The 23,296-nt window shown below is 43.2% G+C and carries 17 protein-coding genes, 2 tRNA genes, 3 rRNA genes and 1 pseudogene; 12 read left to right on the top strand and 11 right to left on the bottom strand.

The features are described 5' to 3' along the window. Positions 1–26 precede the first annotated feature (26 nt). Positions 27–398, bottom strand: coding sequence for a 30S ribosome-binding factor RbfA (gene rbfA / locus QE382_RS21960; protein ID WP_307187778.1), 372 nt, complete (start codon positions 396–398; stop codon positions 27–29). Between the two features lie 673 nt (positions 399–1,071). On the opposite strand from rbfA, the gene argH reads away from it, so the two are divergent. Beyond that, positions 1,072–2,403, top strand: coding sequence for an argininosuccinate lyase (gene argH / locus QE382_RS21955; RefSeq protein WP_307187777.1), 1,332 nt, complete (start codon positions 1,072–1,074; stop codon positions 2,401–2,403). A gap of 84 nt (positions 2,404–2,487) precedes the next feature. Here argH and QE382_RS21950 read toward each other — a convergent pair whose 3' ends face one another. After that, the gene (locus QE382_RS21950) at positions 2,488–3,546 is read right to left on the bottom strand and encodes an aldose epimerase family protein (protein ID WP_307187776.1); all 1,059 of its coding nucleotides are present in this window, start codon (positions 3,544–3,546) and stop codon (positions 2,488–2,490) included. A 246-nt stretch (positions 3,547–3,792) separates the two neighbouring features. Here QE382_RS21950 and QE382_RS21945 point away from each other — a divergent pair, with 246 nt between their 5' ends. Together QE382_RS21945 and QE382_RS21940 are read left to right on the top strand one after the other, a co-directional pair. After that, entirely contained in the window at positions 3,793–5,151 is a 1,359-nt protein-coding gene (locus QE382_RS21945; protein ID WP_307187775.1) for a deoxyguanosinetriphosphate triphosphohydrolase, read from the top strand. Between the two features lie 29 nt (positions 5,152–5,180). Further along, positions 5,181–7,292, top strand: coding sequence for a type IA DNA topoisomerase (locus QE382_RS21940; RefSeq protein ID WP_286770663.1), 2,112 nt, complete (start codon positions 5,181–5,183; stop codon positions 7,290–7,292). A gap of 32 nt (positions 7,293–7,324) precedes the next feature. On the opposite strand, the gene QE382_RS21935 is transcribed toward QE382_RS21940, so the two are convergent. Genes QE382_RS21935 through QE382_RS21920 form a run of 4 tightly spaced genes read right to left on the bottom strand, consistent with a single transcriptional unit; the run spans position 7,325 to position 9,501 of the window. Continuing rightward, the gene (locus tag QE382_RS21935) at positions 7,325–8,215 is read right to left on the bottom strand and encodes a TIGR01777 family oxidoreductase (RefSeq protein WP_307187774.1); all 891 of its coding nucleotides are present in this window, start codon (positions 8,213–8,215) and stop codon (positions 7,325–7,327) included. A gap of 27 nt (positions 8,216–8,242) precedes the next feature. Further along, positions 8,243–8,623, bottom strand: coding sequence for a hypothetical protein (locus QE382_RS21930; protein WP_307187773.1), 381 nt, complete (start codon positions 8,621–8,623; stop codon positions 8,243–8,245). 4 nt (positions 8,624–8,627) lie between these two features. Continuing rightward, entirely contained in the window at positions 8,628–8,990 is a 363-nt protein-coding gene (locus QE382_RS21925) for a hypothetical protein (protein ID WP_307187772.1), read from the bottom strand. A gap of 4 nt (positions 8,991–8,994) precedes the next feature. Beyond that, on the bottom strand, positions 8,995–9,501 hold the full coding sequence (locus QE382_RS21920) for a GbsR/MarR family transcriptional regulator (protein ID WP_112373885.1): 507 nt from the start codon (positions 9,499–9,501) through the stop codon (positions 8,995–8,997). Positions 9,502–9,722: 221 nt separating this feature from the next. On the opposite strand from QE382_RS21920, the gene QE382_RS21915 reads away from it, so the two are divergent. The 3 genes from QE382_RS21915 (at position 9,723) to QE382_RS21905 (ending at position 12,072) form a co-directional block, all read left to right on the top strand. Further along, complete coding sequence (locus tag QE382_RS21915; protein ID WP_307187771.1) at positions 9,723–10,706, top strand: hypothetical protein; 984 nt, start codon at positions 9,723–9,725, stop codon at positions 10,704–10,706. Between the two features lie 116 nt (positions 10,707–10,822). Continuing rightward, positions 10,823–11,227, top strand: a complete 405-nt coding sequence (locus QE382_RS21910; RefSeq protein ID WP_157698359.1) for an energy transducer TonB — start codon at positions 10,823–10,825, stop codon at positions 11,225–11,227. Between the two features lie 77 nt (positions 11,228–11,304). Next, the gene (locus tag QE382_RS21905) at positions 11,305–12,072 is read left to right on the top strand and encodes a suppressor of fused domain protein (RefSeq protein WP_307187770.1); all 768 of its coding nucleotides are present in this window, start codon (positions 11,305–11,307) and stop codon (positions 12,070–12,072) included. Positions 12,073–12,133: 61 nt separating this feature from the next. Here the strand turns inward: QE382_RS21905 and lat are convergent, their stop codons facing one another. After that, positions 12,134–13,423: an L-lysine 6-transaminase gene (gene lat / locus QE382_RS21900; RefSeq protein WP_307187769.1), complete on the bottom strand. Its 1,290-nt coding sequence runs from the start codon at positions 13,421–13,423 to the stop codon at positions 12,134–12,136. A 19-nt stretch (positions 13,424–13,442) separates the two neighbouring features. After that, positions 13,443–14,973 (bottom strand): annotated as a pseudogene (gene amaB / locus QE382_RS21895) (L-piperidine-6-carboxylate dehydrogenase). 123 nt (positions 14,974–15,096) lie between these two features. Between amaB and QE382_RS21890 the strand changes: the two are divergent. Next, positions 15,097–16,272: an acyl-CoA dehydrogenase family protein gene (locus QE382_RS21890; protein ID WP_307187768.1), complete on the top strand. Its 1,176-nt coding sequence runs from the start codon at positions 15,097–15,099 to the stop codon at positions 16,270–16,272. Positions 16,273–16,604: 332 nt separating this feature from the next. Here the strand turns inward: QE382_RS21890 and QE382_RS21885 are convergent, their stop codons facing one another. Next, on the bottom strand, positions 16,605–16,766 hold the full coding sequence (locus QE382_RS21885; protein WP_307187767.1) for a hypothetical protein: 162 nt from the start codon (positions 16,764–16,766) through the stop codon (positions 16,605–16,607). Between the two features lie 14 nt (positions 16,767–16,780). Further along, positions 16,781–16,930, bottom strand: a complete 150-nt coding sequence (locus QE382_RS21880; protein ID WP_307187766.1) for a hypothetical protein — start codon at positions 16,928–16,930, stop codon at positions 16,781–16,783. 530 nt (positions 16,931–17,460) lie between these two features. Here QE382_RS21880 and QE382_RS21875 point away from each other — a divergent pair. From QE382_RS21875 to rrf, 5 genes are all read left to right on the top strand, one after another. Next, positions 17,461–18,990: ribosomal RNA gene (locus tag QE382_RS21875) — 16S ribosomal RNA — on the top strand. A 125-nt stretch (positions 18,991–19,115) separates the two neighbouring features. Continuing rightward, positions 19,116–19,189 (top strand) — tRNA-Ile (locus tag QE382_RS21870). 11 nt (positions 19,190–19,200) lie between these two features. Next, positions 19,201–19,274, top strand: a tRNA-Ala gene (locus QE382_RS21865). Positions 19,275–19,505: 231 nt separating this feature from the next. After that, positions 19,506–22,387, top strand: a 23S ribosomal RNA gene (locus tag QE382_RS21860). A 139-nt stretch (positions 22,388–22,526) separates the two neighbouring features. Beyond that, positions 22,527–22,638 (top strand): 5S ribosomal RNA (gene rrf, locus QE382_RS21855). Together the 16S, 23S and 5S rRNA genes with 2 tRNA genes alongside form the textbook arrangement of a ribosomal RNA operon. 28 nt (positions 22,639–22,666) lie before the next feature. On the opposite strand, the gene QE382_RS21850 is transcribed toward rrf, so the two are convergent. Further along, positions 22,667–22,807: a hypothetical protein gene (locus QE382_RS21850; protein WP_307187765.1), complete on the bottom strand. Its 141-nt coding sequence runs from the start codon at positions 22,805–22,807 to the stop codon at positions 22,667–22,669. Positions 22,808–23,296: the final 489 nt, after the last annotated feature.

Here is a 23,296-nt window from a genome sequence, read left to right as displayed (position 1 = left end):
TGTTTAGCATACTGCGAAAGAGGATGTTATTCGGGTTGACGTGGCTCTTTACTGATTTCATCAAATAGTTTGTCCATGTGTTCAACATACTCGTTGGTATCGTCAAGGAAAAATTCCAATTGAGGAACGATCTTTACTTGGTTCTTAATTTTTGCACCTAGTTTGTAACGTATTTCAGCTGTTTTGGAACGAATGGCCTGAATACCTTCCTGTGCTGTCTTGGTGTTTAAAAAGCTCACGTAAACGCGTGCGATCGCCAAATCTGGCGTAACACGAACACGTGTAACCGTAATAAATGCTCCGGGAGCCCATGAATGACCATCGCGCTGAAATAATGCCGCTAAATCCTGTTGAATCACCCCAGCAAAACGTTGCTGTCTCTTGCTTTCTGTTCCCATCGTATACGTTTTATGTATTGAATATGCTCAATTGTGTCAAACAAAAATAGCCAAAATTTCAATTAAAAGAGAACTTTGGTTTGACCTCTTGTCACTTAGTTGACAAAAAATACTGCGATAACGCGCCAGTTCGAAAAGAATGGAGAATACGGATTGAAAAATAAAATAAGCCAAAAAAGAAAAAAGGCACATCTTGGTTTGACGTGCCTTTAAATTTCGATTCACAATTGGTTAGGTAATTTCTTTCAAGTTTTAAGACTTTGAGGTCTATCATATTTGGTTTGAAATTTCGGTGTATTTAAAGCGGTAAGTATTTACTAACCCTACCATCTTCTATTTTTTCATCTCCCTTACACTACAAACATAGGAATACTTAAAAAACTGACAAAATAACTTTTAAAAATAAAGTGAGTGATCACTTATAATATGTGTTTATCGCGATTTAACAAACTTTTAACATTTTATTTTTTTTATAACAGCCTATTTTAACGACGCTATTTTTCCATTTTTTAACGAAGTCATCCAAAAAATGTATGCAATCTTTGCATTGATATAACCGTTTGCAATTGGTATTTTTGTAAAAATCGGATGTCATAAAATTATCAGGAGCTTCAATCCATACTAAACCTGCCATAAGCTTTTGATCAAAATAGCATTTAAAAAAATAAGAATAATGAAAATCTGGCAAAAAAATATAGATGTAGATTCTTTTGTAGAATCGTTTACTGTGGGCAATGACCGGGTCATGGATCTGCAACTTGCTGCTGCAGATGTTTTGGGCTCATTGGCTCACACACGTATGTTGAACAGCATAGATCTCATGACGGATGAGGACCTGGCGCTCGTACAGAAAGAGCTAAAAAATATCTATAGCGAAATCCTTGCTGGAGATTTTCGCATTGAAGATTCTGTGGAAGACGTGCACTCCCAGGTTGAAATGCTGCTTACACAGCGTATTGGTGAGGCAGGTAAAAAAATACATTCGGGCAGATCCCGTAATGATCAGGTATTGGTCGATCTAAAGTTATACTTTCGCTCCGAAATTCAACATATCATCCACAATACAGAAGCGTTTTTTAGCGAATTAATAAAACTCAGCGAGCAGTACAAACATGTCCTCATCCCTGGTTACACCCATTTGCAGATCGCCATGCCTTCATCATTTGGGTTGTGGTTTGGTGCTTACGCCGAAAGCCTTGTGGATGATCTGGAGATGATGCGTGCAGCCTGGAAAGTTTGTAATAAAAATCCGTTGGGATCCGCTGCAGGTTATGGATCATCTTTCCCTTTAAATAGGAGCCTGACCACACAATTGTTGGGATTTGATGATCTCAATTATAATGTTGTCTACGCGCAGATGGGACGCGGTAAGACCGAACGTATCTTGGCACAGGGTATGAGTTCAATAGCTGCAACCTTAGCTAAGTTTGCCATGGACGTATGTCTTTATATTAACCAGAATTTTGGATTTATATCCTTTCCTGCCCATTTGACCACAGGATCGAGTATTATGCCACATAAGAAAAATCCTGATGTCTTTGAGTTGATCCGATCACGCTGTAACAAGATTCAAGCATTGCCAAACGAGATTGCATTGATGACAACAAATTTGCCATCCGGTTACCATAGGGATCTTCAGTTGTTAAAAGAGAATTTATTCCCGGCTTTCAAATCACTCAATGAATGTCTTGAAATTGCAACCTTTATGTTGGAAAACATTTCCGTTAAAGAGAATATCCTGGACGATCCAAAATACGATTATTTGTTCTCCGTAGAAGTGGTCAACAATGAGGTCCTGAAAGGAGTTCCTTTCCGGGAGGCCTACAGGACTATAGGCATTGATATTGATGAAGGGCGTTTCAAGCCATCGAAAGAAGTAAATCATACCCACGAAGGGAGTATTGGAAATCTATGCAACGATCAGATTCAACGTATGTTCGCCGAGGTCAAAGCAACTTTTGGTTTTGAAAAAGTCGAATCAGCATTGGATGACCTTTTAAAATAAAAAATATGCTGTAGCCCTACAGAGGAAACAGCACATCAACATAAAACGGTCGGTAAGCATGTGCTTATCGGCCGTTTTATGTTCTTATTTTTTTATGGAGAACTTAAAATGTGTCTCGGAGTCGAATGATTCGCCTGCTTTTAACAAAGTTGAAGGAAATTCCGCTTGATTGGGTGTATCCGGAAAATGCTGCGTTTCCAGACAGAATCCGGCATAAGGAAGATACTTGTAACCTCTTTTGCCAAAATCATTTCCCGTCATCCAGTTTCCTGTATAGAGTTGTACGCCCGGCTCCGTTGTAAAGACATCCAGCTGAATGCCCGTGTTTTTAGAATAAACTGTTGCACAAGGCTGCGAAATAGGCTGGTTGTTGACATAACAATGGTCATAGCCTTTGGCAGCAATCAATTGTTCGTTATTAGCAGTAATATCTTGCACAATAGGTTTGGGTGTGCGAAAGTCGAAGGCAGTGCCCTCCACAGGTACTATTGCATTCGGTATCTGATTCTCGTCTACAAATAAAACTTCATCTGAATTGATCTGAAGGATCTGCTGCAATACGTCACCACTACCTTCCCCATCCAGATTGAAGTATGTATGATTAGTTAAGTTGACATGTGTATCAGCATCCGATTGCGCATGATATTTAATAATGATCTCATTATTTCGAGATAAGGTATAGGAAACCATCACTTTTACGTTCCCAGGAAAACCTTCCTCACCATCTGGAGAAACATAATAAAATTCGACGTGCGATTGGTAGGTAACTCTTCTATCCCAAACCTTGTCATGAAAACCCGATATACCGCCATGAAGACAATTATTGCCATTGTTTTGAGGAAGTGTATACTGTTTTCCGTTGAGTTCAAATTTACCATCTGCAATGCGATTTGCGAAACGCCCTGCAGTACAGCCATGGTATTTCTCGTCAGAATCGAGATAGGCCTGAATAGAATCAAAACCCAGTGCAACGTCTACCAAATTTCCTTTGTTGTCAGGAACCAAAATACTGACAATACGTGCACCGTAGTCAGTTAAGAGGACTTGCATGCCCCCTTCATTTTTTAATAAGAGCAAATGCGTGTTTTTGCCGTCGATTGTACCTTCAAAATGTTTTGGAATAAGTGTTTGATATTTTGTCATGATTGATCTCTATTGCTATTGTAGCATAAAGATACAGAATATAACCAGTATAAAAACGATTTTGACCGGGGGCCTTTTTAAAACCTGTTATTATTCAACCCAGGATTCTGCTAGAAAAATCGCAGTTTAATAAAGGAAAGAATGAAGTAAGCAGTCAATGTGAACCAACGATGTTTAAGGCAATTTTGGGCGAGTGCCCCGAGGATTATAATTGTATTTAAGGGCAAATTTATCTAAGTTTGCGCTATGTCTGAAAAAATGAATTGGAAAGATTTGCTCTCCGCAAAGCGCTGGGGTTACGAAGATCGGAGCGTAGATAGCTATCTCGTAGCGCGATCGGAGTTTCAACGGGATTATGATCGTTTGATCTTTTCTTCCCCATTTCGAAGATTACAGAATAAAACACAGGTTTTTCCGCTACCTGGTGCTGTATTCGTTCACAATAGATTGACCCATAGTTTGGAAGTAGCCAGTGTTGGGCGCTCTTTGGGGCGTATGTTTTATGCAAAGTTGAAAGAGGAAAACCCCAATCTTGATGCGGATTATCCGTTTCTTCAGGAAGTCGGCAATATTATTTCTGCAGCATGCCTTTCACATGACTTGGGTAATCCTGCCTTTGGCCACTCGGGTGAGTCCGCCATATCGACTTACTTCACAGACGGAGAAGGGCGTAAATACCAAGAACAGGTTACGGCTGAGGAATGGGCCGATTTAACCCATTTTGAAGGAAATGCAAATGCCTTACGTATCCTGACACATGCTTTTCAGGGAAAAGATCCCAAAGGATTTGCATTGACATATACTTCCTTGGCGTCCATCGTGAAATATCCATGTTTAGCCATTGATGGCCATCTTAGGAAAAGTCATCACCGCAAGAAGTATGGCTTTTTTACAGAAGAGCAAAAAGCATTCGAAAAAATCGCCGATGAACTGGGCTTATTAAAAGATCCTTCTAATCCAAAAGGCTATCTGAGACATCCGTTGGTATATCTGGTGGAGGCTGCAGATGATATCTGTTATAACATTATAGACTTGGAAGATGCTCATCATCTGAAAATTTTATCCTATCAAGAAGTGGAAGAGTTGCTATTGCCGCTATGTGGCAAAGAGAATCTTCGCGACAGACTTGACGGTCTGCTGGATACGCCGAGCCGGGTAGCATTGTTGCGGGCCAAAGCGATCAATACCTTGATTAAAGGATGTGTTGATGTCTTTGTACGTGAACAGGATAAATTCTTGTCCGGAACATTCGGATCGGCGCTGATGGATGCACTTGATGAAGAGATTGTTGCACAGATGAAAAAAATCTCGAAGATTTCCATTGCAAAAATCTATAATGCACCCACGGTTGTACAGATTGAGATTGCTGGCTATCGGGTGATGGATGCACTTTTAAAAGAATTTGTTCCAGCGTACCTGAAGAAGAACAAGAATAATTACGATAAGAAACTTGTCGCTTTAATTCCTGAACAATTTTATACTGAAAAACAAGATTCGTATTCGAAGATTCGTTGCGTATTAGATTTTGTCTCAGGCATGACCGACGTTTATGCGATAGAGCTATATCGTAAGATCAAAGGAATAACGATACCTTCGATCGACTAACATCTAACATCTAATATCTCATAGCTAAAATGAAGGTTGTAATTGCTGAAAAGCCCTCTGTGGCGCGTGATCTAGCTCGAGTGATGGGGGCGAAGGAAGTCAAAGACGGTTATATCGCCGGCAATGGCTATGCTTTTACGTATGCTTTTGGTCATTTGGTTCAACTCTGTACGCCACAGGCTTACGGATACAATTCGTGGACAATTTCAAACTTGCCGATCATTCCACCAACATTTAAGCTGGAGTCAAAGAAAGTGAAGCGTGATGGAAAGCAGATGGACGATACTGGGGCAGTGAAGCAGCTTAATACCATAAAATCCCTTTTAGAACAGGCCGAAGAAATCATTGTGGCTACCGATGCTGGACGGGAAGGGGAATTGATCTTTCGTAATATATACTATTTTTTGGGTTCTAAAGTGCCGTTTAAGCGTTTGTGGATTTCAAGCCAAACGGATAAAGCCATTAAAGAGGGGTTTGCCAATTTGAAAGCAGGTACGGAATACGATAGCCTGTACATGTCTGCCCGTTCACGTTCGGAATCGGACTGGCTAATCGGTATCAATGCGACGCAGGCCATCACCTTGGCGGCCGGGAATAAAGGATTACTTTCTTTGGGCCGCGTTCAGACGCCAACCTTGGCCATGATCTGTTCGCGCTATCTGGAAAATAAAGACTTTAAACCCCAGGCATTCTATAAAATTCAGGCCGGTTTTGAAAAAGATAATATCAGTTTTAAGGCAACCTCCAATAAGATCGATAAAAAGGATGTCGCCGAGCAAACCATTGCGCGATTGACCGTTGGTTCCAATGCCCGCGTGGCAAAGGTGGAAGCCAAAGAAACAAAAGAGCAACCGCCCTTGCTATTTGATTTGACATCGCTGCAACAGGATGCAAATAAGAAGTATGGTTATTCGGCCGATCAGACACTGAGTATTGCGCAAACACTTTACGAAAAGAAGGTCATCACTTATCCGCGTACGGGTTCCCGTTACATCGGTGAGGATGTTTTTGAAGAAATTGGCGCACTTTTTCAACATTTGTCGGATACCGCAGATGAATCCATCGCATCGATCGCAAAAAATCTGATCGGTGCAAAATTGAACAAACGTTCTGTCGATGACAAAAAGGTAACCGATCACCACGCCCTATTGGTGACGGATGAAAAGCCGGGTCCCATGCTCAAAGAGCAACAGAATGTTTACAATATGATCGCCAAGCGCATGGTGGAAAGTTTCTCGGAAGTATGTATAAAAGATATTACCACCGTGACAATTGATGCGCAGGGGGTTGAACTTATCGCCAAAGGTACTGTAATCAAGCAATACGGCTGGCGTCTTTCCGCGGAGCAGATCGAAGCGCCCGATGAAGATAAAAACAATGACGATCAGGATAATGAGAATGCGCAGTTACCGAAGCTGTTAGCCGAGGAATTATTGCAGATTCTGACCCTCGAACTTGCCGAACGTTTTACCAAAGCAAGACCCATACATACCGAAGCCTCCTTATTGAAGGCCATGGAAACTTCGGGAAAGGAAATTGAAGACGATGAAATGCGGCAGGCTATGAAGGACTGTGGACTTGGTACACCTGCTACACGAGCCGCAACTATCGAAACACTTTTCCAGCGGGATTATATTAAGCGCGACAAGAAAAAACTGATCCCAACGGAAAAAGGACTTGCGGTATACAATCTTGTAAAAGATCGTTCCATTGCCAAGGTAACCTTGACCGGTAAATGGGAGCAGAAGCTGGAGGAAATGCGAGCCAATAAAGTGTCCTATGATGTTTTTATGAAACATATTAAGGACTATACGGCCAAAATTACAAAAGAACTGTTGACGCTGCGGATTTCTCTCGCGCAAGAGGAAGTTAAACCTCAACAAAAAGGAAAGATAAAATGTCCGAAATGTGAGCAGGGATTAATTTTGCTCTACGATAAAGTAGCCCAATGCGACCATTATGCCCGTGGATGTGATTTTAAGATCTGGCGGACATTGAATGGTATCTTTCTCGACGAAAAAGAGATGAAGAACCTGTTGGAGAAAGGAAAAACCTCCGAGTTTAAAGGGGTGAAAAATAACGAGGGTGCTATTGTTACTGCGCCGCTTGTATTTGAAAATTTTAAGGTTAACGTGGGATAAATTGGTTTACCCCACGTTTATCTTTTCAATTTTTACCCCCGCTGTAGAATATCCTGTAAAGCACTTGATATCGTTGGAAACCTAAATGTAAATCCACTATTCTCCAACTTTTCAGGTAATACCCAACGGCTTTTTAAAAGCAGCTCTGTCTCCGTACCAATTAAAGCAGCGCCTATTTCCAGTAGCCATTTGGGAGATGGTAGACCAATGTTACGGTTCATTACTTGTCGAAAAGTCGCCATAAAAGTCTTATTCATTATCGGGTGGGGAGCCGCACAATTGATGACGCCACTAATGTCGTCATGGCATCGTAAGAACTGGATGATCTGAAAAAGATCTTCGATATGGATCCAGCTAAAATATTGCCGGCCATTACCCTGTATACCCCCTAGTCCAGCACGGACAAGATTTTTAAAAGGCAGGATAACACCACCATTCGAGCCCAAAACAATCGCCATCCGAAGTGCCACCTGTCTTGTCTTTTCCAATTTGAAGTCGAAAAAAGTCTTTTCCCATAGTGTTGCAACATCAACGGAAAAACCTGTTCCGATCTCCCCCGAACTTTCGGTCATTGGACGATCTTCGGCGTGCCGATAAATGGTCGCCGTACTAGAGTTGAGCCACAATTGTGGTGGATTGGTACAGCCTGCTACTAGTTCACCGAGAATCGATGTCGTATCTGTTCTCGAAGAAAATATTTCGGCTTTATTTTTTTCAGTATATCGACAGTTGACAGTTTTTCCAGCTAGATTGATTAGGATGGCCGCATTTTCCAGCGCCTCAGAAATGCTGGAATGATCAGTCCATTGAATAGTGCCCCGTCGACGCCCAATCACGACAACTTGAAAACCTAAAGTTTGAAATCTCTTGGAAAGATATTGTCCAACAAAACCTGTCCCTCCAGCAATGACTATTTTATCCATGGTATTTCTATTTGAGAAGCTTTCAGATTAACTATCGTAAGTAGTATCCATTGCTCTTCTTTGTTTAGCAATTCGTTTGCCCCTAAAGAAGAGAAACATATTAAGAAAGAGCATTACGCCAAGATATATGCTAAATCCACCGATTTTATAACTCAGACGTTCAATGAGTTCTTGAACGCTCGGCTTGTACAGGCTGATTTCAAGGATATATAGCGCAAATCCCAAATTCATCAGATAGAATCCGATGCGAAAGAGGTTGTTGGTCGCATGGGCTACCTCCGGCCTACCTGCAAAGATATCATTCATGTAAACAAGGCTGTTTTTAAAGAGCACGTAGGCAACATAATAGGTTAAACCTATTGCAATGGGTAAGTAAATAAAGTACCCGATAACTGTTAAATTTCCCATGATATTAATGTTTAATGGTTAATGAATTCTTTCTTTTTGCGAAAAAGTAAATACTGAGCATATTGAAGTAATGTAACCCAACAAGGACAAAAAGTAATCGTCCTGTTTTAAAGGCAATGCTGCTGATCATTTCATCAAATGATTCAATTTGCCGCCAATAACTAAATTGTAAGATTGCATAACCAATGTTGAACAGATAATATCCCAGCAGCAATAAGTTGTTTGTTGTGTCAGCCAAGTTGACCTCCTGGCGGAAAAGTGATAGGATAAAAATCCGACCATTTTTATGAAATAACCGACCGACCCAAAGAATAACATAACAGGTGAGCAGACCGTAGATTGCGTAGGCTAGAATATTGAAGTTCATGATGCTACATCATTAATTTGATCAATTTAATTAATAAATCTCCACCGCTAGTATTGAAAATCTTGTTGGCAATAGTTTCGAGTTGATCCGTCAGATTTTGGATGTCCTTTACCGTTTTATGGAATTCCTTACCCTCTGCCGTCTGATCTTTCTCGGTATTTCGGCTTATATCCTTAAGAATATCCATAACGGGGTCAAGCTCTTTCTGCTTACGCATCACTGCAATTTTCATCGCCCATTTTAAGACCTCTTTCTCTGCGACGAAATATTCCTTTCGATCACCAGCAATATGTTTTTTGTAGACAATACCATAATCGATCAATTGCCGGATACTCATATTGGCATTCCCGCGGGAGATCACCAACTTTTCCATAATCTCATCTGTAGACATGGGATTGCTTGCGGAAAGGAGTAGGGCATGAACCTGAGCAACAGATTTGTTGATCCCCCATTCAGAACCTAATGCGCCCCAGGTGTCTATGAACTGTTGTTTTGCTTCTTGTAATTCCATCGTGCTTTTATTTTGCCAATACCTCATTTGTTTTTATCGGACTATTGAACCGATTGGCTTTCCCATGCTTTTTGTGATTGCCTATATCAAAGGTATTTAAAGTTTTTGAATTTTCAATAATTTCTGAAAATAAAATAAGTTTAAGGATGCAAGTCACCCTATCGTAATAAGAATTTGCTTTTCTTGTGGACTTTTCGATTTGTTTTAACTTTGTCCGCATTATGGCGACAACTTTGTATAATCCATTCAAACAATTTCAGTTTGATTCAGCTATTTGTTTTTTAACAGGGAATAAGCTTCAGTCGAAAGAAGAATCCATTCAGGTGTTTCCTGTATGGATGATGAAATCTTTTCAATTGGAAGATAAACCTTTTAAAATGCTGGATGAGAATCTGGTTACTTACAAATCGTTGAAACTACCGTGTTCCATGGCGGCGGCAGCGGCGATTGAGCAAATGGAAAAGGAGGTAGAGCAGTCATTTGAGCAGGGATATAAAGCGGTTAAACAGTTAGAACCTCTACTGTTGTTTCAATGGATGACAAAAATCATCTATGGGGTGGTTTTTAATGAAATTCTTGCGGGAATTCGGCAGCAAAAAGCTTCTGGTGAAGATATGAACTTCTCTCAGGCACTTGCACAGCGTTTTACAAATCTGCATGCGATGTTGCAGTCGCTGGTTGTACCGATGGAGTTTGAAAATACATTCCCATTTTCATTGGTTGTTGTACCTGTTGAGAATGCACCTGATACATTTATGTATCGTGATGAAATTAATACGTTGATCTTCTCGATCCGTATGAAGGACTTTGCTGTAGTTGCCTGTCTTCAAGATAATGCGACAAACAATATTTATCACGAGGATATTCTCAAAGTCATTGCGGGCAAAACATTACACCCGATCCAGTTTGAAGAATTGTGTGCACGCTATTTTTATTCAGCCTACTTATTTAACCGTTTGCCAGATTATACCTATCTAAACACCCCGCAAAAAGTCTATGTTGAACCTATGCCATTAGCGGATATGTCGATGAAACCTATCTTTGATCATTGGCAAAATAAGACTTATGGCCAAGTTTTGGAAAATTTTTGGAAACCCTGGGGATTGACTTTATTCGAGATTATTAAAAATCCAGAGCATCCGATCAGTTTTCTTGTTGATGAAAACGGAGATTTTGTTGCTCAAGTTGATATGCCACTGAATTAATCATTTATTGCTTAACGCAATAAATGATTTTATACAACCGTTAAATGGTACGATTATGGATAGGATAGGTTATGTATTTAACGGGATTTAAGACTTTTTTTTCAATTCTACTTTTTATGGTATTGTGTACTTCCGCAAGTGCACAAGTGATTGCTAAACGGGATATTCCTGCAGACAGTATTGCACAGCACGTTGATGATTTTCCCTATTTTAAGGGCGGGGTGGTGGCCTGGTCCAGATTTTTGCAAAATAACCTGGATTTGTCGGGAACAATCAGGGCAATGGACAGTGTGGCCTATGCAAAATATGGATCTCGGCAGACGGCAATGCTGAAATTTATTGTTTGTGAAGATGGAGCGATCTGTAATATTGAAATCGAGAATCCCGATAAGGTAAGCCCCGAGTTTGCAAAGGCTGTGTTGTCTGCTATGCGCCGGTCGCCACAATGGATGCCTGGTCAGGTCAAGGGAAAACCGGTTAAAACAAGATTCAGGCAACCTGTCGTTGCTGTGATCGAATAAATTGATAAGAAAAGAATAGCTTAAATTTTCACCATTTATAAGATAATATGTCATTTTGGGATAAAGTCAAAAAAATTATGAGCGGCGAAGAGGAAGAATCTCCGTCCGAAAAAAAAGATACAGAAATTACTGCCGGAGGTTCTACGGTCTACCGTTATGAAGATCAATCTGATGATAAGGATCCTAAAAACTTATTTCCGGAGGTACAATGTGTTTATCTGGATGAAATCGAGGAGCATTTGACCAAATATATTGCCGAACCCGATATGGTATTCCATGAGATTATCTCCGAATTGGTTCATATCGATGTGCATTGGATTAAACCAAGTGCAAACTATCCATATCATATATTGGTTACTTCGGGCATGAGTGACCTGGCTATGCATGTTCCAGATGAAGTGGAAAACAAAGAGTCTTATGAGCGCGCAGAGCTAATGGTTGTGCTGCCCGCTGATTGGAAGATCGGAGAAGAGGAATTTCAGGATGACAATAATTATTGGCCGGTCTACTTTTTGAAAAGATTAGCGCGGTTTCCACATGAGTACAAAACCTGGTTGGGATATGGGCATACCATTCCTAATGGGATGGAAGCCGAGGATATTGCAAATACAGGTTTCGGTTGTATGTTGCTGCTTCCGCCTATGCTAAGTTTTGATGAGGAATTTTTGGAGTTAAAGACCAAAGATGGTAATCTGATCAATTTTTATGCAATGATCCCTGTATATAAAGAAGAGATGGATTACAAACTTGAAGAAGGTACAGATGCTCTCTTAGACCTGTTTGATGAGTACGGAATTTCAGAACTGGTCGATATTGACCGTCCCAATGTATGTAGAGATAGATAGATTATAAAAAAAATAGGCAATGCTATGGGCTACATTGAAGCTTTTTAGCATTGCTTATTTTTTACAAAATACTCTTTTCTATAATTGCTATTGTTTTATCGATATCCTCATAACTCACATTAAGGTGCGGTCTAAAACGGATACTCTTCTCACCACAACCTAACATGATAAGCTTATTTGCATAGGCATTCTTGATAAATGCATTGCGCTCGCTTTCAGCGTCAAAATCCAATGCAACAAATAGTCCCTTACCCCTTAAATTAGACAGCTGTGTTTTTTTTGCCATTAACTTCTGGAGCTCCTCTTGCAGGTAGTGTCCTTTTTCGGCCGCATTTTGAACGAGATTTTCCTGTTCTATGACTTCAAGAATTAATTTGAAGCGCAGCATATCCATAAAATCGCCACCAAATGTTGAATTGATACGACTGGATTCTTTGAAAACATGATGTTCCACTTGATCAAATTTTTCTTTGCTGGCCAGTATCCCACAGACCTGTGCTTTTTTGCCAAAAGCAATGATATCGGGAATTACATTGTAATGTTGGTAAGCCCACATTTTTCCAGTGATTCCCAATCCCGTCTGTACTTCGTCAAAAATTAAGAGGATCTGATTTTCATCACAGATTTGACGAAGCTGTACGAAAAATTCCTTTCGAAAATGGTTGTCGCCACCTTCACCCTGTATCGGTTCAATAATAATGCAGGCAATATTGTTGGGGTTAGCCGTGATCGCCTGACGTATTTCCGAGACAGCTTTTTCCTCCAAAGCAATCGTCTGATCGATATGTTCGCTTGTTAAGGGATAGCTCAACTTCGGATTGGTAATGCGTGGCCAGTTGAACTTTGGAAAATAAAGGTATTTTCTGGGGTCTTGTGTATTCGTTAATGACAGGGTATAGCCCGATCTACCATGAAAAGCCTGTTTAAAGTGAATGACCTGGCTGGCTTCCTTTTGTATTCCCTGTGCGAAATTAAGCCTTGTCTTCCAGTCGAAGGCAGCTTTTAAGGCATTTTCAACGGCGAGTGTTCCCCCCGAGATGAAAAAGGCATAGGGGAGTTCTTTCGGTATGGCTACACGGTCAAAAGTGTCGACAAAATCAGCAAACTCTTTGGGGTAGATATCCGACATGGCAGGTTTATTGACGGCCATTTTACCTAAAAAATCACCTTGTTTGACCAAATGGGGGTGATTGTAGCCCACGGCCATCGATGCAAACATGCTGAACATATCCAGGTATTCGTCACCATCTTCATCTACGACATAAGAACCATGGGATTTTTCCATATCCATAACCAAAGGAAACCCATCGGCTAATATATGTTTGCTTAATCTTTCATGTACGTTGTTCATAGTTTTGTGTGTAAATGGTTTATAAATCAAATTTGATCCCTTGTGCCAACGGCAGATCAGTCGTATAATTGATGGTGTTTGTCTGACGGCGCATGTAGGCTTTCCAGGCATCTGACCCAGATTCCCGACCGCCACCAGTTTCTTTTTCGCCTCCAAAGGCACCTCCGATTTCGGCTCCTGAAGTGCCGATATTGACATTGGCAATACCGCAATCAGAGCCCGGCAGCACTTAGAAACAGCTCAGCTTCCTGCAGATTGTTTGTCATGACTGCAGAAGACAACCCCTGGCCAACACTGTTTTGAAGATCTATAGCGGCACGGATATCCCCCTTATATTTGATCAAATAAAGAATTGGGGCAAAGGTCTCTTGCTGTACGATTTCATAATGGTTTTCCACTTCTGCAATGACTGGCTGCACATAACATCCGCTTTCATATCCCTTACCTTCAAGAACCTTTCCCTTAATTAGCAATTTTCCTCCTTGTTTTTTAATGTTTTCCAGTGCGTTTAAGTATGATTTTACGGCGTCTTTGTCGATTAATGGTCCTACATGATTTTTCGTATCCAAAGGGTCTCCAATTTTTAGTTGACCATACGCTTTAGTCAATAGTTTTTTTACCTCTTCATAAATGCGCTCATGGATAATAAGTCTTCGCGTACTCGTACAGCGTTGTCCAGCAGTACCTACAGCTCCAAAGACGGCGCCGATAATGGTCATTTTTAAGTCTGCATCGGGCGTCACGATGATTGCATTGTTTCCACCAAGTTCTAAAAGAGTCTTGCCAAGACGTTGCGCTACAGTAACGGCGACTTCTTTTCCCATACGGGTAGAGCCTGTGGCAGAAATTAAAGCAATGCGACTGTCTGCGGCGAGCCACTTTCCGGCTTGCCTGTCGCCTGTAATCAGGTTGGATATTCCTTCAGGTAGTCCGTTGTGATGTAAGATTTCTGAAAGTATTTTTTGGCAAGCTAGGGCACATAATGGCGTTTTTTCGCTAGGCTTCCACACCACCGTATTTCCGCAGACTAAGGCTAGCGCAGTGTTCCAGGCCCAAACGGCTACTGGAAAATTGAATGCGGTAATAACACCCACCACGCCCAAGGGGTGATATTGGTCGTACATACGGTGCCCCGGGCGTTCCGAGTGAATGGTGTTGCCATATAATTGGCGGGATAGACCCAAAGCGAAATCGCAGATATCTATCATTTCCTGTACTTCGCCCATACCCTCCTGATAAGATTTACCCATTTCATAGGAAACTAGCTTTCCGAGGATGGGTTTCAGTTCACGAAGTTTGTCTCCCAACTGGCGAACAATGTCCCCTCTTTTCGGAGCGGGCAACAGACGCCATTGTAAAAAAGCATCAGCAGCCTGCTGAACAACTGCGTCATAGTCTTTACTATGGCTGCCTTTTATTTTTGCGATGAGTTTTCCATCGACAGGTGAAATGGATTCGAATTCTTTACCTTCGGAAAACCATTGCTGTCCAGTTGACGACCCTAAATTTTGAGAAGATATCCCAAGTGTTTTAAGCGCTGATTTTATCATAATGGTTTATTTTATTCGCTGAATGATATAAATATATGAAATAAGTTTTTTTTTATCAAGTTTATGCTGAATATTGTTCAGTGAGAAAATATTCTTTATCTTAGATAAGCTAATGTAGACTATATGATGACTAAACAGATCAATAACGATTATTATCAAGTGGATGATTTATTGTCCGAAGAACATAAACTGATACGGCAGTCTGTCCGCTATTTTGTGAAAACAGAGATAAAGCCTTTCATTGAAGATGCGGCACAGGAGCATCGTGCTATTGCTGGCTTGATGCCAAAATTAGGTGCTATTGGAGCCTTGGGCCCTTATATTCCGACTGAATATGGCGGAGCTGGTTTGGATCAGATCTCGTATGGCTTGATCATGCAGGAATTGGAAGCTGGTGACTCGGCCATTCGGTCGGCAGCTTCCGTGCAATCCTCTTTGGTGATGTTTCCGATTTACAGCTATGGTAGCGAGGAACAGCGTGTTAAATATTTGCCGCGGCTGGCTTCTGGGGAGCTAGTCGGCTCTTTTGGTCTTACTGAGCCTAATCATGGTTCTGATCCGGGTGGAATGGAAACGAAATTGACGGCAAAAGGAGATGGTTTTTTATTAAATGGAGCAAAGATGTGGATCACCAACTCACCCGTATGTGATATTGCTGTCGTTTGGGCGAGGGATGAATCTGGAAAAGTCAGAGGGGTGATCGTTGAGCGTGGAATGGCCGGTTTTGAAACTCCAGAAACCGTTCACAAATGGTCGTTGCGCGCCTCCAAAACAGGTGAATTGGTTTTTCATGATGTTTTTATCCCGGCAGAAAATGTGCTTCCAGGTGTAAATTCAATGCGGGGACCGCTTTCCTGTTTGAATTCGGCCCGCTATGGGATTTCATGGGGCGTTATTGGAGCAGCAATAGATTGTTATGAAACTGCCGTTCAGTACGCGCAGGAGCGCTGTCAGTTTGGTAAGCCAATTGCTGGTTTTCAATTGCAGCAAAAGAAACTTGCAGAATTTCTTACGGAAATTACCAAGGCGCAGTTGTTATCGTGGCGTTTAGGTGTACTCAAAAATGAAGGACGCGCGACACCACAGCAAATCTCGATGGCCAAAAGGAACAATGTGAATATGGCGTTGCAGATTGCGCGTGAATCCAGACAAATCCTTGGCGGAATGGGGATTGTCGGTGAATTCCCAATAATGCGGCATATGATGAACCTGGAGTCTGTAATTACCTATGAGGGAACTCATGATATCCATTTATTGATCACAGGTCAAGATATTACTGGTCTGAACGCATTTTCATAATGCAAATTTTGGTTACGTAACTGGGATTAGTGCTCCTTTATCTTTAGCATATACGCGTATTTATATTATAAAAGCTATTTTTCGGCATAGATAAGCTAGGGTTGGTGCTACGGTTAAACTCGTATTTGACCTTGGTGTTATCCTTAGTTATCGCGGTTTCTTATCCCTAAAAAAACACATAGTTACTATATTCTTGACCCTTAGTGTAGAATTTGTTTACCTATAGCTTAGCCTTAAGTTAGGTTTAGTATGGGTTCAACCTATACTAAACCTAAACTAACCCTAACTAAACCCTAACTAAACCCTAAACTAACCTATGATATGATGTAGGTTTAAATGCCCTGCATTGGCCGCCCGATACGACCATGTTTGCGGCCGTTTACATTCAGCTCGGCGCTGCCTGCAGCATACAACCTGGGCAAGATACCGGTCATGAGCCCCGGCGGTGTGCCTTTCCACATACTTCGATTTCTGCAGTCATTCCGTGATAGCACAGCTGCCGGCTGCCCTATACGACCAATTCGGCAGGCCGTTTACGTTTAGCTCGGCGCTGCCTGCTGCATACAACCTGTGAAAGATACCTCGCTGTAGTCCCCTGCCCGCAGAACCTTTCACCGGCCATCTGTCCCTGCAGTTCCGCTCCAGGAGACTTCTTCATAAAAAGAATCTCCCATCTTTCCAGGTAGTTATGCCCAAAATGAAATAAATAAGAACAAAAGGCTTGGAAGTTTGTTTGTAAACTTCCTATCTTTGCACCACTCCGCAAGGGAGGGACGGTTACTACGAAAGAGGGAGCCGATGAAAAAAGAAGGGTTTAAGTGAGTTTGGCAGGATCTAGAATCCCGCTGAGTTTATTTTAAACGCGGAAATCGAAAAAAGAGAAAAGAAAAAAACTTCAAAAAGTTTTTGGAAGTTCAGAAAAGATTTCTACCTTTGCAGTCCCAACGGAAACGGAGGGAAAACAAAAAAGATAAAGAGGGGCGCAATGCTCATCGGAATATAGCGGATACGGAAGTTGAAGCGACAAAGTTCTTTAAGAAAACACAATCATGTAAGCGTGACGAGTAGACAGACGAAAGTCGAAAGTCATGAACAAATTCAAGTAATTCGTTCAATTCGATCCAAGATCAGAGATATAAAAAAGAATTCTGATTATTTATAAATAGTTGGAATCAAAAACTTCATTTTACAATGGAGAGTTTGATCCTGGCTCAGGATGAACGCTAGCGGCAGGCCTAATACATGCAAGTCGGACGGGATCCATCGGAGAGCTTGCTCGAAGATGGTGAGAGTGGCGCACGGGTGCGTAACGCGTGAGCAACCTACCTCTATCAGGGGGATAGCCTCTCGAAAGAGAGATTAAGACCGCATAATATATTTGACCGGCATCGGTTAGATATTAAATATTTATAGGATAGAGATGGGCTCGCGTGACATTAGCTAGTTGGTAGGGTAACGGCTTACCAAGGCGACGATGTCTAGGGGCTCTGAGAGGAGAATCCCCCACACTGGTACTGAGACACGGACCAGACTCCTACGGGAGGCAGCAGTAAGGAATATTGGTCAATGGGCGGAAGCCTGAACCAGCCATGCCGCGTGCAGGATGACTGCCCTATGGGTTGTAAACTGCTTTTGTCCAGGAATAACCCCAGATACGAGTATCTGGCTGAATGTACTGGAAGAATAAGGATCGGCTAACTCCGTGCCAGCAGCCGCGGTAATACGGAGGATCCGAGCGTTATCCGGATTTATTGGGTTTAAAGGGTGCGTAGGCGGCCTGTTAAGTCAGGGGTGAAATACGGTGGCTCAACCATCGCAGTGCCTTTGATACTGACGGGCTTGAATCCATTTGAAGTGGGCGGAATAAGACAAGTAGCGGTGAAATGCATAGATATGTCTTAGAACTCCGATTGCGAAGGCAGCTCACTAAGCTGGTATTGACGCTGATGCACGAAAGCGTGGGGATCGAACAGGATTAGATACCCTGGTAGTCCACGCCCTAAACGATGATAACTCGATGTTGGCGATAGACAGCCAGCGTCCCAGCGAAAGCGTTAAGTTATCCACCTGGGGAGTACGCCCGCAAGGGTGAAACTCAAAGGAATTGACGGGGGCCCGCACAAGCGGAGGAGCATGTGGTTTAATTCGATGATACGCGAGGAACCTTACCCGGGCTTGAAAGTTAGTGAAGGATGCAGAGACGCATCCGTCCTTCGGGACACGAAACTAGGTGCTGCATGGCTGTCGTCAGCTCGTGCCGTGAGGTGTTGGGTTAAGTCCCGCAACGAGCGCAACCCCTATGTTTAGTTGCCAGCATGTCATGGTGGGGACTCTAAACAGACTGCCTGTGCAAACAGTGAGGAAGGTGGGGACGACGTCAAGTCATCATGGCCCTTACGTCCGGGGCTACACACGTGCTACAATGGATGGTACAGCGGGCAGCTACATAGCAATATGATGCTAATCTCTAAAAGCCATTCACAGTTCGGATTGGGGTCTGCAACTCGACCCCATGAAGTTGGATTCGCTAGTAATCGCGTATCAGCAATGACGCGGTGAATACGTTCCCGGGCCTTGTACACACCGCCCGTCAAGCCATGAAAGTTGGGGGTACCTAAAGCATGTTACCGCAAGGAGCGTGTTAGGGTAAAACCGATAATTGGGGCTAAGTCGTAACAAGGTAGCCGTACCGGAAGGTGCGGCTGGAATACCTCCTTTCTAGAGTATCGCGGATCGGTACTCGTCACGTTACATATGATTGCAAAAGAAGAAAAAAACATCAGAAGAAAGTGCCCGCCCCGAAAGGAGCAGGACCGAGAGAGATAGATGAACAGGAAATAGCTAGTCCCGTAGCTCAGTTGGTTAGAGCACTACACTGATAATGTAGGGGTCAGCAGTTCAAATCTGCTCGGGACTACGAAAAGTTAAGGGGAATTAGCTCAGCTGGCTAGAGCACCTGCCTTGCACGCAGGGGGTCAACGGTTCGAATCCGTTATTCTCCACATCTCCGGTAGGACCATCGACAGATGCTCCGAAGAAACAAACCGGAAAAAGAGTTCTTTGACATATTGAAAGAGAAAAAAAATTACAAGAGAAGACAACAGTATAGAGACAATACGTGTATGTGTTTGAAGTAAGGGAGAGACCCTCGGTCAAGGCCGAACGATCCCGAACCTAGCATACGGGTATATATATCAAAAGCAGCCGCATAGTAGCAAAAGGCTATGCCGGTGAAGAAAGTAAATAAGGGCACACGGGGGATGCCTAGGCTCTCAGAGGCGAAGAAGGACGTGATAAGCTGCGATAAGCTTTGGGGATTGGCAAATGCGACTTGATCCAGAGATTTCCGAATGGGGCAACCTGGCTATTTGAAGAATAGCCGTATAAAACGCGAACGCGCTGAACTGAAACATCTAAGTAGGCGTAGGAGAAGAAAATAACAATGATTTCCCAAGTAGTGGCGAGCGAACGGGAAAGAGCCCAAACCGTTTATGTTACGGCATAGACGGGGTTGTAGGACCACGATATTGTACAATGCTATGAACTGGAAGCAGGTGGGAAACTGCGCGACAAGGGTGAGAGCCCCGTACAGGTAAAGAATGTTGACATAGTGGTATCCTGAGTACCGCGGGACCGGAGAAATCCTGTGGGAATCCACCAGCACCATCTGGTAAGGCTAAATACTCCTGAGAGACCGATAGTGAACCAGTACCGTGAGGGAAAGGTGAAAAGAACCCCGAACAGGGGAGTGAAAAGAACCTGAAACCGTGTGCTTACAAGCGGTTGGAGCAGGCAGGTCCTGTGACAGCGTGCCTTTTGCATAATGAGCCTACGAGTTACTCTTGTCTGGCAAGGTTAAGTCCTTCAGGGACGCAGCCGAAGCGAAAGCGAGTCTTAATAGGGCGGATAGTCAGATGAGGTAGACGCGAAACCTTGTGATCTACCCTTGGGCAGGTTGAAGTTGCAGTAACATGTAATGGAGGACCGAACCGATAAACGTTGAAAAGTTTCCGGATGACCTGAGGGTAGGGGTGAAAGGCCAATCAAACTGGGAAATAGCTCGTACTCCCCGAAATGTTTTTAGGAACAGCGTCGGCGTGGAGTTTGATAGAGGTAGAGCTACCGATTGGGTGCGGGGGAGTCAAATCCTACCAAATCCAGACGAACTCCGAATGCTATCAAATATAGCCGGCAGTGAGGCTTTGGGTGCTAAGGTCCAAGGCCGAGAGGGAAAGAACCCAGACCATCAGCTAAGGTCCCCAAATTCGTTCTAAGTTGAACTAACGAGGTCCGGTTGCCCAGACAGCTAGGATGTTGGCTTGGAAGCAGCCATTCATTTAAAGAGTGCGTAACAGCTCACTAGTCGAGCGGCCGGGCGTGGATAATAAACGGGCATCAAGAACGGTACCGAAGCTATGGATTTGTACTGAAAGATGTGCATCTGGTAGGGGAGCATTCCATCGCCGGGGAAGCAGTTTGGCAATGAACTGTGGAGGTTATGGAAAAGCAAATGTAGGCATAAGTAACGATAAGGCGGGTGAGAAACCCGCCCACCGAAAGACCAAGGTTTCCTGATCAACGTTAATCGGATCAGGGTCAGTCGGGACCTAAGGCGCACCCGAAAGGGGCAAGCCGATGGACAACTGGTTAATATTCCAGTACTCTTCATAACTGCGATGTGGTGACGGAGTAGTGACACTGCCGCGAACTGACGGAATAGTTCGTTGAAAGGCGTAGGTATTGGGGTTGTAGGCAAATCCGCAACTCTAGCTGAAACCCAATAGTACAGCAAAGCTCCGGTGGCGCTGATAGAGCAGGTAAACAGACTTCCAAGAAAACCCGCTAAGCTTCAGGTTATGAAGACCCGTACCGCAAACCGACACAGGTGGTCGAGGAGAGAATCCTAAGGTGCTCGAGTGAGTCATGGCTAAGGAACTCGGCAAAATGGCCCTGTAACTTCGGGAGAAGGGGCGCTGTCTCGAAAGAGCAGCCGCAGTGAAAAGGCCCAGGCGACTGTTTAACAAAAACATATGGCTTTGCAAAATCGCAAGATGAAGTATAAGGCCTGACACCTGCCCGGTGCTGGAAGGTTAAGAGGGGATGTCATCGCAAGAGAAGCATTGAATCGAAGCCCCAGTAAACGGCGGCCGTAACTATAACGGTCCTAAGGTAGCGAAATTCCTTGTCGGGTAAGTTCCGACCTGCACGAATGGTGTAACGATCTGGGCGCTGTCTCAGCCATGAGCTCGGTGAAATTGTGGTATCGGTGAAGACGCCGATTACCCGCAACGGGACGGAAAGACCCCATGCACCTTCACTATAGCTTAACATTGAGATTGGGTACAGGATGTGTAGGATAGGCGGGAGATGTTGAAGTGGCTTCGCCAGGAGTCATGGAATCAACCTTGAAATACCGCCCTTTCTGTATCCGGTTTCTAACTCGGTATTTCCGAGGACATTGTTTGGTGGGTAGTTTGACTGGGGTGGTCGCCTCCAAAAAGGTAACGGAGGCTTTCAAAGGTAAGCTCAGTACGCTTGGTAACCGTACGCGGAGTGCAATGGCATAAGCTTGCTTGACTGTGAGACCGACAAGTCGAACAGGGTCGAAAGACGGACATAGTGATCCGGTGGTTCTGTATGGAAGGGCCATCGCTCAAAGGATAAAAGGTACGCTGGGGATAACAGGCTGATCTCCCCCAAGAGCTCATATCGACGGGGAGGTTTGGCACCTCGATGTCGGCTCGTCACATCCTGGGGCTGGAGAAGGTCCCAAGGGTTGGGCTGTTCGCCCATTAAAGTGGCACGCGAGCTGGGTTCAGAACGTCGCGAGACAGTTCGGTCCCTATCTGTTGTGGGCGTTGGAAGTTTGAGTGGATCTGACCTTAGTACGAGAGGACCGGGTTGGACAGACCTCTGGTGAACCTGTTATGCCGCCAGGTGTACGGCAGGGTAGCTACGTCTGGAATAGATAAGCGCTGAAAGCATCTAAGTGCGAAACTAGCCACGAGATGAGACTTCCTTATAGGGTCGTAGGAGATGACTACGTTGATAGGCCATAGGTGTAAAGGTTGAGAGACCAAAGCCAAGTGGTACTAATAGCCCGAAGCTTTCTCAAGCAGACAGACACTGTTGTCTTCCTCTTTAATTTTTAGAAACGAAAAGAATAACAAAGCAGAAACGTAACTCTTTCAGTATATATGTCATTTGGCATGGATAACATGATATGGATATCATATATCAGCCAATAAAGATTTTTAGGTGCCTATATCGGCGGTGTCTACCTCTTCCCATTCCGAACAGAGCAGTCAAGCCCGCCAGAGCCGATGGTATTGCCGTAACAGGTGGGAGAGTAGGTCGGTGCCTTTTTTTACACGGAAGCCCTTGCTGGAAACAGTCAAGGGCTTCTTTCGTTTGTATGCTGCCCCCGACCGTGGGTGAGGCCGGTCCAGCGGAGGGCAGTCATCTGCCGTGTAACTTTCCCATCCTTACCCGCTTCAGGACCAGTGATGATCCACTTTCTATGTTCTATTATCATTGCTATTTCCAGTAGTGGCTACACGAATCTTTTATAACTGTATCTGGGTGAAAAGATGTAAATAGTTTATTGGTTCCGGAACATGGTTTCAAGATCCCATAGCGGTATAGCAACATTTTTCATCGACAAGGGGTCTCTCTTCTATGTGGTATACCAGCATAATATCCATCTAGACAATCTAGCTCGAATGGCCAACATGACTATAATTGTATTTTGGTAATCCAGATTTTATGGCGAAACAATTCGTGATGGCTAATAGCAAAAAGCAATAAATATAACCTATCAAGCAATCGTTTGTGTAAATTGAGCAAACGATTGCTTTCATATTTCATTTTTTATTTTAAAAAAAGTGCCCTATTATTGTCACAGCGATTAAGTTCTTACATAAGAACCAAATATAAATCTAATCCAAAAGGATTTTTCTATTGACTGTTTAGTTTGTTTTAAAATAGGTGATTTTTAGAGGGACCAATTGGTCCCTTTAAATTT

This window comes from Sphingobacterium zeae (assembly GCF_030818895.1).
In the GTDB taxonomy this organism is placed as follows: domain Bacteria; phylum Bacteroidota; class Bacteroidia; order Sphingobacteriales; family Sphingobacteriaceae; genus Sphingobacterium; species Sphingobacterium zeae.
The sequence above is the reverse complement of the archived record's forward strand: the minus strand, read 5'-3'. Positions and strand labels throughout refer to the sequence as shown.

What these genes read in the sequence shown, in the direction of transcription:
- rbfA (WP_307187778.1), bottom strand. Translation starts at nt 398, where the DNA reads ATGGGAACAGAAAGCAAGAGACAGCAACGTTTTGCTGGGGTGATTCAA.
- argH (WP_307187777.1), top strand. Translation starts at nt 1,072, where the DNA reads ATGAAAATCTGGCAAAAAAATATAGATGTAGATTCTTTTGTAGAATCG.
- QE382_RS21950 (WP_307187776.1), bottom strand. Translation starts at nt 3,546, where the DNA reads ATGACAAAATATCAAACACTTATTCCAAAACATTTTGAAGGTACAATC.
- QE382_RS21945 (WP_307187775.1), top strand. Translation starts at nt 3,793, where the DNA reads ATGTCTGAAAAAATGAATTGGAAAGATTTGCTCTCCGCAAAGCGCTGG.
- QE382_RS21940 (WP_286770663.1), top strand. Translation starts at nt 5,181, where the DNA reads ATGAAGGTTGTAATTGCTGAAAAGCCCTCTGTGGCGCGTGATCTAGCT.
- QE382_RS21935 (WP_307187774.1), bottom strand. Translation starts at nt 8,215, where the DNA reads ATGGATAAAATAGTCATTGCTGGAGGGACAGGTTTTGTTGGACAATAT.
- QE382_RS21930 (WP_307187773.1), bottom strand. Translation starts at nt 8,623, where the DNA reads ATGGGAAATTTAACAGTTATCGGGTACTTTATTTACTTACCCATTGCA.
- QE382_RS21925 (WP_307187772.1), bottom strand. Translation starts at nt 8,990, where the DNA reads ATGAACTTCAATATTCTAGCCTACGCAATCTACGGTCTGCTCACCTGT.
- QE382_RS21920 (WP_112373885.1), bottom strand. Translation starts at nt 9,501, where the DNA reads ATGGAATTACAAGAAGCAAAACAACAGTTCATAGACACCTGGGGCGCA.
- QE382_RS21915 (WP_307187771.1), top strand. Translation starts at nt 9,723, where the DNA reads ATGGCGACAACTTTGTATAATCCATTCAAACAATTTCAGTTTGATTCA.
- QE382_RS21910 (WP_157698359.1), top strand. Translation starts at nt 10,823, where the DNA reads ATGGTATTGTGTACTTCCGCAAGTGCACAAGTGATTGCTAAACGGGAT.
- QE382_RS21905 (WP_307187770.1), top strand. Translation starts at nt 11,305, where the DNA reads ATGAGCGGCGAAGAGGAAGAATCTCCGTCCGAAAAAAAAGATACAGAA.
- lat (WP_307187769.1), bottom strand. Translation starts at nt 13,423, where the DNA reads ATGAACAACGTACATGAAAGATTAAGCAAACATATATTAGCCGATGGG.
- QE382_RS21890 (WP_307187768.1), top strand. Translation starts at nt 15,097, where the DNA reads ATGATGACTAAACAGATCAATAACGATTATTATCAAGTGGATGATTTA.
- QE382_RS21880 (WP_307187766.1), bottom strand. Translation starts at nt 16,930, where the DNA reads ATGAAGAAGTCTCCTGGAGCGGAACTGCAGGGACAGATGGCCGGTGAA.
- QE382_RS21850 (WP_307187765.1), bottom strand. Translation starts at nt 22,807, where the DNA reads ATGATAATAGAACATAGAAAGTGGATCATCACTGGTCCTGAAGCGGGT.